General features: G+C 38.9%; 13 protein-coding genes. 11 read left to right on the plus strand and 2 right to left on the minus strand.

Annotated features, from left to right (window positions below; translation table 11 throughout):
• The first annotated feature begins 63 nt into the window (after nt 1-63).
• The 4 genes from MMB68_RS15745 (at nt 64) to MMB68_RS15760 (ending at nt 3883) form a co-directional block, all read left to right on the plus strand.
• A complete protein-coding gene (locus tag MMB68_RS15745) occupies nt 64-1266 on the plus strand; it encodes a macrolide family glycosyltransferase (protein WP_277549167.1) in 1203 nt (400 codons plus the stop codon).
• Between the two features lie 44 nt (nt 1267-1310).
• On the plus strand, nt 1311-2219 hold the full coding sequence (gene galU / locus MMB68_RS15750; RefSeq protein ID WP_269871657.1) for a UTP--glucose-1-phosphate uridylyltransferase GalU: 909 nt from the start codon (nt 1311-1313) through the stop codon (nt 2217-2219).
• Nucleotides 2220-2322: 103 nt separating this feature from the next.
• Nucleotides 2323-3534 (plus strand): sugar efflux transporter, encoded by a 1212-nt coding sequence (locus tag MMB68_RS15755; protein ID WP_269871656.1) that lies wholly within the window; start codon nt 2323-2325, stop codon nt 3532-3534.
• Nucleotides 3535-3655: 121 nt separating this feature from the next.
• Nucleotides 3656-3883, plus strand: a complete 228-nt coding sequence (locus MMB68_RS15760) for a hypothetical protein (RefSeq protein ID WP_277448401.1) — start codon at nt 3656-3658, stop codon at nt 3881-3883.
• Here the strand turns inward: MMB68_RS15760 and MMB68_RS15765 are convergent.
• A complete protein-coding gene (locus tag MMB68_RS15765) occupies nt 3865-5088 on the minus strand; it encodes an MFS transporter (RefSeq protein WP_269871654.1) in 1224 nt (407 codons plus the stop codon). The genes MMB68_RS15760 and MMB68_RS15765 overlap by 19 nt on opposite strands.
• 418 nt (nt 5089-5506) lie before the next feature.
• On the opposite strand from MMB68_RS15765, the gene MMB68_RS15770 reads away from it, so the two are divergent.
• Complete coding sequence (locus MMB68_RS15770) at nt 5507-5878, plus strand: thiol-disulfide oxidoreductase DCC family protein (RefSeq protein ID WP_221785592.1); 372 nt, start codon at nt 5507-5509, stop codon at nt 5876-5878.
• 148 nt (nt 5879-6026) lie between these two features.
• Nucleotides 6027-6947: an oxidoreductase gene (locus MMB68_RS15775; RefSeq protein ID WP_264409044.1), complete on the plus strand. Its 921-nt coding sequence runs from the start codon at nt 6027-6029 to the stop codon at nt 6945-6947.
• Here MMB68_RS15775 and MMB68_RS15780 read toward each other — a convergent pair.
• Entirely contained in the window at nt 6925-7161 is a 237-nt protein-coding gene (locus tag MMB68_RS15780) for a hypothetical protein (RefSeq protein ID WP_269871653.1), read from the minus strand. The two genes, MMB68_RS15775 and MMB68_RS15780, sit on opposite strands and share 23 nt — an antisense overlap.
• 274 nt (nt 7162-7435) lie before the next feature.
• Here MMB68_RS15780 and MMB68_RS15785 point away from each other — a divergent pair, with 274 nt between their 5' ends.
• The 5 genes from MMB68_RS15785 to MMB68_RS15805 all read left to right on the plus strand — a co-directional run bounded on the left by MMB68_RS15785 (nt 7436) and on the right by MMB68_RS15805 (nt 12657).
• Entirely contained in the window at nt 7436-8416 is a 981-nt protein-coding gene (locus MMB68_RS15785; RefSeq protein WP_221785589.1) for a DUF3231 family protein, read from the plus strand.
• Between the two features lie 140 nt (nt 8417-8556).
• Nucleotides 8557-9813, plus strand: a complete 1257-nt coding sequence (locus MMB68_RS15790) for an alkaline phosphatase (RefSeq protein ID WP_277549168.1) — start codon at nt 8557-8559, stop codon at nt 9811-9813.
• Between the two features lie 142 nt (nt 9814-9955).
• A complete protein-coding gene (locus MMB68_RS15795) occupies nt 9956-10696 on the plus strand; it encodes a DsbA family oxidoreductase (RefSeq protein WP_034653288.1) in 741 nt (246 codons plus the stop codon).
• 201 nt (nt 10697-10897) lie between these two features.
• Nucleotides 10898-11857 carry a S8 family peptidase gene (locus MMB68_RS15800; RefSeq protein ID WP_269871651.1) on the plus strand — a complete coding sequence of 320 codons (960 nt, stop codon included), beginning with the start codon at nt 10898-10900 and terminating at the stop codon, nt 11855-11857.
• Nucleotides 11854-12657 (plus strand): endonuclease I family protein, encoded by an 804-nt coding sequence (locus MMB68_RS15805; protein ID WP_269871650.1) that lies wholly within the window; start codon nt 11854-11856, stop codon nt 12655-12657. The genes MMB68_RS15800 and MMB68_RS15805 overlap by 4 nt, the downstream gene beginning before the upstream one ends.
• The last annotated feature ends 15 nt before the right edge of the window (nt 12658-12672 follow it).

Raw genomic sequence — 12672 nt, forward strand, 5'->3', positions numbered from 1 at the left:
ATAAATTTACTAAATGAATAATTAAGTCATTTAATAATTAACTAAGTGAAAGGAATGAATGTTATGGGAAATGTATTAGTAATAGGCTTTCCAGGTGAAGGGCATGTGAACCCTTCTTTAGGAATTGTAAAGGAATTAATTGCTCAAGGGGAAAAGGTCGTCTATTACGGCATTGAAGACTACGCTGAAAAAATTCAAAAATCAGGCGCGGAATTTCGTGAATACGAAGATTTTCGTCCAAGTCTTGATATGAGCAATCGAATGACCAAAGAAGAGTCTTATGATGGCTATGAAGTAATGAATTTGTTTTTAAATGAATCGGAGAATATTATTACTAAAATCATGAGTGAAACAAAGCATGAAACATATGATTATGTACTTTACGATTATCACCTTTTAGCAGGTTCCGCTGTGGCCGACCTTCTTCAGCTTCCGAAGGTTTCTCTTTGTACGACGTTTGCGTTAGATAAGGAGTTAGCAACTTGTATGATGCCAAGTGGTCAAACAGAGCCTGACCAATCTTCCTTTTATCCTCAATTCGAAAAATCATTAAATAAGTTCAACAACCAATATAATACTGAGTTAAAAGATTCCATGGACATTATGTCGAATCCAGGGGATATCACGTTAGTATTTACGTCAGAATTCTTTCAGCCACACGTATCTGAATTTACGAGTGAGTACAAGTTTATTGGTCCTTCAATTGTTAAAAGATTAGACATTGAAGATCCTTCTTACTTACAAAATGAAAATGAAAAGATTATTTTTGTTTCTATGGGAACTATTTTTAATCAGCAGCTAGAAATCTATAACTTATGTGTAGAAGCATTAAAAGATTTTGAGGGTAAAGTTATTTTATCTATTGGTAAAAATACAAAACCTGAAGAATTAGCACACATTCCAGAAAACTTCGTTGTGAAACAATATGTGCCGCAGCTGGAAATTTTAAAACGTGCGGATTTATTTATTACTCACGGCGGAATGAACAGCAGCAGTGAAGGTTTATACTACGATACGCCGCTTGTCGTTATTCCAATGGCAGTGGATCAATTTATGGTAGGCGATCGCGTACAGGAGTTAGGAGCAGGCGTGAAATTAGATAAAAATAATGTATCTGCTGAGCTCATCAAAAATACAGTTAACGACGTTTTAACTACTCACACATATAAAAAGCATGCACAACAAATCGGAGAATCACTTCGCTCAGCGGGGGGATACAAGCAAGGTGTGAAAGAAATTTTCAAGATGGTGCCTGTTAAAGCGTAATAGATGTAAGACAGCTAGATAACTAAAAGAGAGGAGTAAATCATATGCAGACTATAAAAAAAGCAGTTATACCAGCAGCAGGGTTAGGTACTCGTTTTTTACCTGTTACAAAATCTATCCCAAAAGAAATGCTTCCAATTGTAAATAAGCCCGTCATTCAATTTATTGTAGAAGAAGCCTTAAAATCAGGAATCGAAGATATTTTAATTGTTACAGGAAACGGGAAACAAGCAATTGAAAATCATTTTGATCATAATATTCAACTAGAACACTTGCTTCATCAAAAAGGAAAAACTGAACTATTAGAAGAAATGGAGCATATCTCTGAACTAGCGAATATTCATTACGTGCGTCAAAAAGAAATGAAGGGCCTTGGCCACGCGATTAACTGCGCTCGACAGTTTATTGGAAACGAACCGTTTGCAGTTTTACTTGGAGATGACTTAACAGACCCAGACCAGCCTTGTTTAAAACAGCTGATTGACCAGTATAACCAAACGGGATCGTCGGTTATCGGCGTACAGCGCGTAGAGGAAGAATCCGTTCATCGTTACGGGATTATAGATCCAAAAGTAAATAAAAACCGATTATACGAAGTGAATGGTTTTGTAGAAAAACCATCAGTCGAAGAAGCTCCGTCTAATTTAGGAATTATTGGACGCTATGTATTTACACCTGACATTTTTGATTATCTTGAAACGCAGGAAGCTGGAAAAGGCGGGGAAATTCAGCTAACGGATGCTATTCAGCGTATGAATATAGACCGTTCTATTTATGCTTACGAATTCGAGGGCGAACGTTATGATGCAGGGGAAAAATTAGATTTTATTTTTACGACCCTTGCTTTTGCATTAAAAGATGAAAAATTAAAAGCACCTCTTTTGAGCAAATTCAAAGAACTTATCAGCAAAGAAGAACAAAAAGAAAAAATCGCTGTGCAAATTGGAAAATAAGCTTTATTTACACACCTTTCTTCTACTTTTTCTTGAAGAAAGGTGCATTTTTTTGCGAAAATGGAACGTTTGACAGCTGGATAGAAAGGGTTGAAATGAGTTTATGTCGAAAGCAGAAAATTCGTTTGTATCAGGCATAAAGATTGTATTTACAGACCGGGATTTTCGAACGATTTTTATTTCATTATTTATTATTGGGTTGTCTGTTGGGAGCTTTATGCCTTATTTAACGGTTTGGGCAACAAATACATTGCACGCCACTTCGTTTCAAGCAGGATTTTTATTTGTCCCAATGAGCATTCTTGGTTTAATCGTCTCGTTTTATTTGGCTTCTTTATCAGACAAATGGGGAAAACGAAAGCCATTTATTATTTGGGCCTTACTGATTGGAACCATTTCAAGAGTTCCCTTAGCGTTTACGCATTCTTATACAATAGCACTCATTTTACTTGCTATAGGAGGGTTTAATGCGTTTTCTTTTTTCTTTGCTCTGCTGAATGATTTTATTGTTAAAAAGGAAGAAAGTAAATCGCAGGCAGGTACGATTACCGGTACTGTGCGAATGGCATTTTCACAAGGCTATATTTTTGGACCGATGCTCGGAGCTTTAATCATTGACCACGGAGGGTATACTCTTTTATTTTTACTATCAGGATTGTTATCTCTGGCAACTTTAGTGTGGGTTCTTTTTGCGCTTAAAGAAGACAGTATGCCTCAACCTTCAGCACATGCATCTTCAAAAGCGCCAGCTGGTATACCTTCTGTATTAATAGCTGTATTCGTAGCAGCTCTTTTCATTTTTGCGGGTGATTCCGGGCGTTCTATGTATTTGCCGCTCTACATAACGGATACGTTAAAACAATCCGTTTCGATTGTAGGGGTTCTCTTTACCGTTACATCTGTCTTTGAGCTAGTATTTATGCCGTTAGGGGGCTATTTTTCTGATAAGATCGGAGTTAAACGATTCTTTATCATTGGAATTGCTTGCCAAGTGCTTTATTTTGTTTTAACGAGCCTTCATTTACCGCTTAGTGGATTAATTGCGCTTCAGGTATTTTATGCCTTTATTCTATCCGCTACGATGGGAGTTGGAATGGTGTATGCTCAGTCACTGGCCCCACGTCAAATTGGACTAGCCACAACGGCATATATGACTGCTATACAAACTTCAGCAGTTGTCAGCAGCTTAGCTATGGGGTCACTAGTCAGCGTGATTCCGTTGCCTTCTACTTTTTACATTTTAGCTGTTTTTGCAGTTATTTCAGGTGTGATGTTTCTATTTATGAAGCAAAAATCAGCTGAGGAAATGAGTTGAAAAGTTAAGAAGAGGGTGAAAAAAAGTAGTTTCATTAAATAAAAACACGAACTATCTATCAAAAATGGATAAATAGTTCGTGTTTTTTTATAATCATGATGAACGCAGGTGCTTTTAGCTGTTGGTTGGAGGGCAAGGCGAAGACTCCTGCGGAAACAGCGGAACAGATGAGACCCCGCAGGAGCGCGAGCGACGAGGAGGCTCATCGGCCGCCCGCGGAAAGCGAAGCCTTGCACGGAAATCAACGGAGGTCGAGCAAGCAGTCCAGATCATGTATCCAGATTGTTCGTCTTTTGGTTGGATTTATTTCGGTATGTCCCAGCCTCTTTTTTATGAGGCTGTTTCTTGAATTTGTTCGCTGGGCTTTTTATTTAAAATTTTGCGGTAGCGGTAATTAACAAAAGCCGCCGCCGCCATACCTACTACTGAAAGCATCGCATCAAAGATAAAGATAATTGAAATATGTCCCGTTTTAGACATGAGCCCTGTTGCTAAAGGCAATAAAATTGCAGCTAATCCAGCAGCGGTCGCTACAATTCCCGTAACCGTTCCCTTTTTGTTCCAGAAAAGCTCGGTCATAACGGTAATCGCTAATTGAAAGACCCCAGCTGTAGAAAATCCCATGAAGAAAGCAGCTGCAATTGCGATAGCAGGTACTTTAACAAATAGAAGCGTAAGTACAGCGATAAGGGTAATCATCGGGTAAACGAGAATAACCGTTACAGGACGAAGCACTTTGCTTAATAATACGGCTAATACTAAAACAGAGATTAACGCTCCGATGCTGTAGTAGCTTAAAAGGCGAACCGAGCTGCTTTCAGCCATACCTAATACTTGTTGACCATAAGTAGGAAGCCAAATTTGAGCCACTGTAAACAGAGCTGTAGAAGTAAATCCAATCACAACAAGAGCGATCCCTTCTTGTTTCATGTTAGGGGGAGAGATAAATTTATTCTCTTCTGTACTTTGCTGTTGAACTGTATTCTGTTCGCGTTTATGATTGGGAAAAGGCAGTTTGAACATAAAAATCATATTTAGTAAATAAATAAGAGCGGGAAGGAAAAAAGCATACCCATAAAACAAATCACGATTCGCAAAAAAGGCAATCATAAACGGCAGAAGTGCTGCTCCAGCTGATATAAATGCTTTTACAAGAACACTGGCTGAACCTGAAGATTTAGGAAAAACTTCAATCAAAGCAGGGTATGTTCCAGCGTCCATAGCAGAGTTTGCAATACCAGCAATAATGGCAAAGATAAAGGCTGTTTGATAATTTGGCGATAATGGAATGCCAATTAAGAAAATAGCCATTGTCAGAGACGAAACAATAATCAAAGGTTTTCGTCCGACTTTATCAGACAAGATGCCTGATAGAGAATACGAAAGTAATTTTCCAATTCCGATAGCAGAAATGATATAGCTGATTCCAGCACCGTCGGTATTTAATTGTTTTGTCAAAAATGACATATTTGATGCAAGCATGATATTGACCATGCCAAGTAGAAAATAGTTAATATACATACCTGAAGCTGACAGCATGTACTTATTTTTCATCGTTTACACATCCTTACGTAAAAAAGCTTATATGAAAGGGATAAAAGTAATCACCCAGCCCTCCTTTTTTCAGCGTTATTTATAAACCTACTTCCATGATAAGTTTATGAAGACATTACCTTTACCTTTTATCATTGGATTTATTCAGTTCTTTTTAGTATGCGACTAAATGCGTGCATCTAGTGCTTCAAATCAATATGAAATCTATTCTAACATGTTTTTAGCGCTTTAAACCAAAAAAGTGATATTTTATAAAAAAATCCTGTCTTCTTTCGCGGCTTCACAAAAGAACCCCCACAAAAAATGTTCGCTTTAAAGCCAGGCTGCACAAGAAGTGCCTCCCAATGGTGGTTATTAAAAATGAGAAAAGGGTATTTAAAACTAAGGAAAAAGAAATAAGGGAAGAAAGGTGGAAACAATGAAGCACAAAGTATTTTTTGATGCGGAATGTCCTTTATGTTACAACGTAAAAAAAATAATTAAAGCGCTGGACTGGACGAACCAAATCCAGTGGATTCCAGTTCAATACATTGAACGAACGGAGTATAGCTACTTAAAAGAAGAAGGAAGAGACTTATATGATCAAATTCATATGGTCACCAAAAAAGGGGAAGTTCTAGCAGGATTTGAAACGGTCAGACGGCTTTTAACTGTTTTGCCTCTTACATGTCCAATCGGTGTGCTTCTGCATTTACCATTAATGAAAAAAGCGTTTAGTCCGCTATATAAATGGATCTCCACAAACAGGTACGACTGGTTTGGACGCTACGATTCACCGCGGACCACATGAACATACAAAAGGGACAAGCTTTGAAAAAGCTTGTCCCTTTTGTTTTGAAGACATTATAATTTATACATACTTTAATTTTTAAAAAACGTATGTGACTGAGACGCGTAAATTCTAGAAAAAAAGCTATAGCTGAAAGGGAGAACTTTATATGACACCAAAATGGACAGCTGAACAAATGTCCGATATGACGGGAAAAACAGCCCTTATAACGGGAGGAAACAGCGGTATTGGCTTTGAAGCTGCAAAGGCTCTAGCAGCTCGCGGAGCAGAAATCATTCTTGCTGTGCGTAATGAGGAAAAAGGGAAAGAAGCTGAGAAAAGAATTAAAGCGGATAACGGAAATGCTAAAGTGACTATTATGTCATTAAATCTTAGTGACTTGAGCTCTATTCGGCATTTTACCAATCAATTTCTTCAACAATACTCGTCTTTGGATCTTCTCATTAATAATGCAGGCGTGATGGTTCCGCCTCACAGCAAAACGAAAGACGGATTTGAACTGCAGTTTGGCTGTAATCATTTAGGGCATTTTGCACTTACCGGTTTGCTGCTTCCTTTACTAATGGCCACTCCACATTCAAGAGTCGTAACGGTAAGCAGTATAGCTGCTAATTCTGGAGAAATCTATTTTGATAATCTAGACGGGGAAAAAGGCTACAGTCCAATGAAGTTCTATAGGCAAAGTAAACTCGCCAACCTATTGTTTGCTAAAGAACTGCAAAACCGCTTAGAAGCAGCCGGATCAACGACAATTAGTGCCGCTGTACATCCGGGTATTTCAAATACAAACCTATTATCACGCGGTTCAGGTAAAGAGCCAAACGGCTTGCTGAAATTTTTAGTCAAGCTATTTAGTCAATCTGCAGAAATGGGCGCGCTGCCTACTCTTTATGCAGCCACTGAATCAATAGAAGGGGGTACATATATTGGGCCAGACGGAAAAAATGCTAAAAAAGGATATCCTGTAAAAGATAGGATGGGAGATGTTTTATTTAAACCGGACGTAGCGGAAAAACTATGGAGCGTATCTGAGAAATTGACAGGTGTTATGTATTCGTTCCGTGCGTAAGGTAACAAAGAGGTTGAGACATAACGAAATAAATCCAATTGAAAGACGAACAAATAGAATACATAAGCTGAACCGCTTGTGACACCGCCGTTGATTTCTGTGCAAGACTTCGCTTTCCGCGGGCGGGCGCTGAGCCTCCTCGTCGCATACGCTCCTGCGGGGTCTCACCTGTTCCGCTTTTCCCGCAGGAGCCTTCGTCTTTCCCTCCAATCAACTGCTAGAAAGACTTACACATATTAAACCTACGTTTACCATAACCAACAAAACGAACCACGAATCAAACATCTTGATTAATGGTTCGTTTTTTATTTCGTCTAAAATTCTTTTGTCCTAGCCTCTTTTTTGTTGTCCAAAAGCTGTTTGTCAAAGTCTTAAATAAAAAAAAGAATGTTGGATAGCATAATGATAGGTAAATGTACAATGAGTATGCTCTCTTTTCAAAGAAGCAGACGTACTCAACAAAGCTGAAGAAGTGGAGGGAAGTAACAGTGCCTGACAAACCTAGTATTACCTCAAGCGAAATTGGGACGCTGTGGATGACATATCAGCAGAAAACGTTAATTATTTGCTTGTTAGATTATATGATTGAACATGCGGATGATGAAGATGCTAAAACAATTATGACGGACTTGCGTGAGCAGCTTATTATATACATACGAAAAATAAAGACAATATTTGAAAAAGAAGGAGCGGTAGTGCCAACGGGGCTTTCATCTCAAGACGTAAATGTACAGGCTCCAAAACTATTTACTAACGGATTTGATATTATGTTTCTTCGTGTCATCAAAGAAATTAGTATGGGGATGTATACATTAAGTTTAGGCAAGGCCTACAGAGAAGATGTGGTGAAATTTTATCAAGATTTAACAAAAATTACGCAAGAGTGCTACGATTCCTGTACGCAGTACTTATTGAGAAAAGGAATTTTATCACGCCCACCCTATATTCCAATGCCAACTACCGTTGAGTTTGTTTCGGATAGAAAATATCTGAGCGGCTTAAATGTATTTGCGGACAAAAGAGTACTAAATACGATGGAGCTAGCGCAGATTTATCATGGAGTCGAAACAAACATTGTCGGGATGAAGTTAATGAAGGCTTTTTCTCAAACGGCCAAAGATACCGAAGTGAAAAAGCATTTTTTGAAAGGAAAAGAGATCAGTAAAAAAATTATTACGCGACTTGAAGAAATAATTATACAAGACGATATTTCACCTTCTGTTGCCTCAACAGGAAGCATAACGACTTGTGAAACGCCTGCTTTTTCGGATCGTTTGATGCTGACATGCGATATTTTACTAAGTAACTTCAGTATCGGAAGTCAGGCATTCGGAGCAGCATTTAGTTTTCGAAGAGATATTGTGGCTAAAATGATGCTGATAGGAGAAGATGCGTTTCAATATGCAAGCGAAGCAACAGAAATTATGATCAAAAAAGGGTGGCTTGAAGTTCCGCCAAGTATTAATTAGCTAAGAGGAAAGCCTCTTTCATGCATTGTAAATGGAAGTTTATATATCTTTACACACCTTTAACCTTTTATTTAAGTTGATTTAACAGACTGCGTGTACAGTTAAGTTATGTCAATAATAAACAGTAAAGGGTGTAAAAAATGAAAAAACGTGCAATTGGAGCGGCAGTATTATCAGCGGTAACTGTAGCAGCGCTGGCATTTGGAACAAATTCACCAACAGATGCTAAAGCAGCTAAAGGCGTAAATAACCAAAAAGCTAAAAATGTTATTCTTTTTGTTGGAGACGGTATGGGTACTGATCACCGTGACGCGATTCGATTAGCATCTGTAGGAGCAAACGGGAAATTAGCAATGGATGATATGCCGGCAGTAGGGAGAGTCCATACATCTTCAGGAAATTCATTTGTTACGGATTCCGCTGCAGCGGCTACAGCTATGGCTTCAGGAGTTAAAAGCTATAACGGTGCGATCAGCGTAAATATGAAAGGAAAGCCTGTCCAAACAGTTTTAGAAAAAGCAAAATTAGCAGGGAAGACGACGGGGCTTGTGACAACAAGTCAAGTAACAGACGCAACTCCAGCTGCTTTTGGCGCACATGTTAAAGATCGAAGTGCTCAAAGTGACATCGCGAAGCAGTATCTTGAAAATAGTAAAGTAGATGTGATTCTAGGTGGCGGAGAAGATTATTGGTACCCAAAAGGAAACAAAGGTGCACACTCAGATGCCCCGCCAGAAGATAAAACTGAAGGAAGCAAAGGAACCCAAGGGAACTTAGTAAACAAAGCACAAAAACTTGGGTATACGTACGTTAATAACGAAAATGAATTAAAATATGCTAAAGGGACAAAATTGCTTGGTCTGTTTGCTAATGAAGAAATGTTTCAACAAGCTCCTGAAGGCCAAGGTGATGTGTACAACCCTCGAGTATCTCTAAAAAACATGACAAAAAAAGCAATCGATACGCTATCACAAAATAAAAAAGGGTTCTTTCTTGTAGTAGAAGAGGAAGGCATTGATGAAATGGCTCATAATAATAATGCTGAACTTATGATTAAAGCGGGTAAGCAGCTTGATGGTACAGTGAAGATGGCAAAAGCGTATGCTAAAACACACCCAGACACTCTCGTATTAGTAACAGCTGACCATGCAACCGGAGGTTTAGCACTTGAAAAAGTAGACAATAAAGATAACGGTGGAGATGAAGCATCAAAAGAAGACGGGCCATTTGCAATCGCTCATTCAAAAGAGCAGTTCGTTGCGGATTGGACAACTGAAGAGCATACGTCATCAGACGTTCCTTTAAATGCAATGGGTGCCGGCTCAGAAAGATTTACCGGAGTATATGAAAATACGTATTTACATGATGCTCTTCTAAAAGCAATGAATTTAAAATAAGTGAGATAAAAACACGGTGTTGATTTAATGCACTTAGTATGTATATCAACACCGTGTTTTTGCTTTGTTTGAGCAAGTTATGATGGAAATTCTTCAAAGGTATGCTACGATAAGAATTATCTTGAATTGAAGAGGTGTCACGATGAAAATAGAAGTTTGGTCAGATTTTGTCTGTCCTTTTTGTTATATTGGAAAGCGTCGATTAGAGCAAGCGCTTCAGCAATTTGCACACAAAGATGATGTGCAGGTTGAATTTAAAAGCTTCGAGCTAGATCCGAATGCCCCAGTTAATACTGGTAAAACGATTAATGAAGCTCTTGCTGCTAAATATGGAATGACCATTGAACAAGCAAAACAAGCAAATGAAGGTATCGGACAGCAGGCAGCTAGTGTGGGCTTATCCTTTAATTTTGACGATATGAAGCCAACTAATACATTTGATGCTCACCGCTTAGCTAAATTTGCAAAAGCTCAAGGAAAAGAAGCAGCCATTACAGAAAAACTCTTATATGCATACTTTACTGAATCAAAACATTTAGGTGAAGAAGAGACGCTGGTTGCTGTTGCAGAAGATGCAGGTCTTGACCGAGAAGAAGCACGTCAAATTCTCGCGGATAAAAACGCATATGCAAATGAAGTGCGCAGTGATGAAGCAACGGCTCAGCAATATGGCATTAGCGGTGTTCCATATTTTGTTGTTAATCAAAAATATGCGATTTCAGGTGCACAGCCAGTCGAGACATTTGTAGGGGCTCTCCAACAAGTATGGGAAGAAGAAAATCCGACTCCCGCTTTGAAGAGTCTTTCTCCAGAAGGCGCAGATGATGCCTTTTGTGCAGATGGTCAATGTGCCGTTCCTGATTCCTCTAAAAACCAACAATAAATAAAAAGCAGAGGCGGAAATTTCGCTTCTGCTTTTTGTTTATTTGCAAAAAAAATTTACAAAAACACAAACATGTGTTCTGTTTTTATGTTATAATAATTTTAGAAGCAACAAACCTCGATGAGTAAGCTCCAAAAATAAGCGATTAAAAGTGATCCCACCATGAACTAGCTTCCATTTAATCCTGCAGGAGGAATCTGAATGAAGAGCAAAGTGCGCATTATTCCATTTCAAGTAGTTGAACAATTGAATCAATTTAATGAAGTCCCAGAAGGAGTCGCTCTAATTGGAGCAGAGCAAGCATGGAAGCAAACAAAGGGACGGGGAATAACCATAGCGGTTTTGGATACTGGCTGTGATGTTACACATCCAGATTTGCAGGAGCGAATTATTGGAGGAAGAAATTTCACGCACGATGATCAACAAAATCCTGATGTTTATCAAGACTATAATGGTCATGGTACTCACGTAGCAGGCACAATTGCAGCAGCTCATAATGGAACGGGTGTTGTAGGAGTGGCGCCGGAGGTAAATTTACTTATCCTGAAAGTACTTGATGGTAATGGTTCAGGTCAATATGAGTGGATTATTCAAGGTATTACCTACGCCATTCAGCAAAAAGTAGATATTATTTCAATGTCACTTGGAGGTCCGGCAGACGTGCCTGAGCTACATGAAGCGATTCAGGATGCTGTTGATCAGAATATTTTAGTTGTCTGCGCAGCGGGAAATGAAGGAGATGGAGAAAGCTCCACAGATGAGTTTGCGTACCCAGGCTCATATAATGAAGTGATTAGCGTAGGAGCGGTTGATTTAGAGAAACGTTCTTCGATATTTTCCAACTCGAACAACGAAGTAGACGTAGTGGCTCCGGGAGAGAGGATCGTATCAACTTACTTGAATGGAAAGTATGCCGCACTGAGCGGAACCTCTATGGCAACGCCTCACGTAGCGGGAGCTTTGGCATTGATAAAAGTTCTTTCAAATGAAATGTTTGGAAGAGAACTTACGGAACCAGAGCTTTACGCACAGTTAATCAGAAGAACACTTCCATTAAATGAATCACCAAGAGAAGTAGGAAACGGGTTTGTGCACTTGACCATTGTTGAAAAGCTATTGCGTGAAGTTCAACGTCAAAGGACTTCAGAGGTGATGGGATGAGAAGCAGTTTAGATATATTAATGGTGGAAAAACAGCAGGCAAAAGCCCTTTATCAGCAATACGTAAACAACCGAAGCTATTATGATGAAAAGACGGATGAAGAGAGTAAAAATCTTTATTATCGAGGTACTCCCTTTGAAAGAGAAGCCATGCAAGCTTTGTTAACGGAAACGCATCAGCATTTGCTGAGTTATTCGCCGCATAAATATGTATATCCATGGGTGGATCTACAGGAGAATGGAGAGCTGAAGAGTCTGTATTCAGGGAAAGGTATGGATCCGTTAGAAACGATACAACAAGATATTGATGCACTTCAGTCGCTTAGTAACTTATCTGTTTCAAGCAATGATATACTGCTAAACTGTGAGCACGTTGTCCCGCAATCTTGGTTTGGAAAACAAGAGCCTATGAGAGGTGACCTGCATCATTTATTTGCGTGTGAACCTTCTTGCAACAGTCGACGAGGTAATTCTTCTTATATTGACTTCCCGGATTATACACCGGAAGTTAAGCAATCAGATGTGAAAGAAGGGTGCGGCAAATCAGAAAAAGGTAAGTTTGAACCCGAATATGGAAAAGGAATTGTCGCTCGAGCTACGCTTTATTTTTTAATTCGCTATCATAATAAAATTGACTCTTCACGAGTAGATCTTCCTCTTTTACTAAAATGGCATGAAGAATTTACCGTTTCACTTTATGAAAAACATCGCAATGCAGCAATTTTTGAATTGCAAGGCAACCGAAATCCTTTTATCGATTTTCCTAACAAAGCAGCTACATTAATGAATTCGGCTTTCTAAAATAAAAAAGAGCTC

Source organism: Priestia sp. Y58 (assembly GCF_029522095.1).
GTDB lineage: Bacteria > Bacillota > Bacilli > Bacillales > Bacillaceae_H > Priestia > Priestia megaterium_E.

What these genes read in the sequence shown, in the direction of transcription:
- MMB68_RS15775 (WP_264409044.1), top strand. Translation starts at nt 6,027, where the DNA reads ATGACACCAAAATGGACAGCTGAACAAATGTCCGATATGACGGGAAAA.
- MMB68_RS15805 (WP_269871650.1), top strand. Translation starts at nt 11,854, where the DNA reads ATGAGAAGCAGTTTAGATATATTAATGGTGGAAAAACAGCAGGCAAAA.
- MMB68_RS15800 (WP_269871651.1), top strand. Translation starts at nt 10,898, where the DNA reads ATGAAGAGCAAAGTGCGCATTATTCCATTTCAAGTAGTTGAACAATTG.
- MMB68_RS15755 (WP_269871656.1), top strand. Translation starts at nt 2,323, where the DNA reads ATGTCGAAAGCAGAAAATTCGTTTGTATCAGGCATAAAGATTGTATTT.
- MMB68_RS15795 (WP_034653288.1), top strand. Translation starts at nt 9,956, where the DNA reads ATGAAAATAGAAGTTTGGTCAGATTTTGTCTGTCCTTTTTGTTATATT.
- MMB68_RS15770 (WP_221785592.1), top strand. Translation starts at nt 5,507, where the DNA reads ATGAAGCACAAAGTATTTTTTGATGCGGAATGTCCTTTATGTTACAAC.
- MMB68_RS15765 (WP_269871654.1), bottom strand. Translation starts at nt 5,088, where the DNA reads ATGAAAAATAAGTACATGCTGTCAGCTTCAGGTATGTATATTAACTAT.
- galU (WP_269871657.1), top strand. Translation starts at nt 1,311, where the DNA reads ATGCAGACTATAAAAAAAGCAGTTATACCAGCAGCAGGGTTAGGTACT.
- MMB68_RS15790 (WP_277549168.1), top strand. Translation starts at nt 8,557, where the DNA reads ATGAAAAAACGTGCAATTGGAGCGGCAGTATTATCAGCGGTAACTGTA.
- MMB68_RS15745 (WP_277549167.1), top strand. Translation starts at nt 64, where the DNA reads ATGGGAAATGTATTAGTAATAGGCTTTCCAGGTGAAGGGCATGTGAAC.